The sequence below is a fragment of the Mesorhizobium sp. GbtcB19 genome (genome assembly GCF_019091085.1).
Classification (GTDB): domain Bacteria; phylum Pseudomonadota; class Alphaproteobacteria; order Rhizobiales; family Rhizobiaceae; genus Mesorhizobium.
In genome coordinates this window covers 1-235 of sequence record NZ_JAGXJY010000538.1, presented here as the reverse complement: position 1 = coordinate 235, position 235 = coordinate 1, and the positions used below count along the sequence as shown (strand labels likewise).

Below are 235 nucleotides of genomic sequence, written 5' to 3'. Positions count from 1 at the left end.
AGAAGGGAATTATGTATTAAAGATTGTTAAGAAAAGCATGAATTCAAGGCCATTAACTTATTCAATTTGTATTTTTAAATATAAGGAAAAGCCAAGTTTTATTAATAATGATTTACTACACGAAACGAAATTTGCTTATTTATTAATTGTGGAATACTCAAATTATGTTGTAATAAATAAAAAAGGAATATCTGGATTAGAAAAATTGCTGAAAGATTATATTGAAGGCGTAGAA

1 protein-coding gene is annotated in these 235 nt (G+C 24.3%); it reads left to right on the top strand.

Going from position 1 to position 235, the window contains the following annotated elements; translation table 11 throughout:
• On the top strand, nt 1-235 hold a 235-nt coding region (locus tag KVT37_RS32960; RefSeq protein WP_217579101.1), incomplete at both ends, for a hypothetical protein.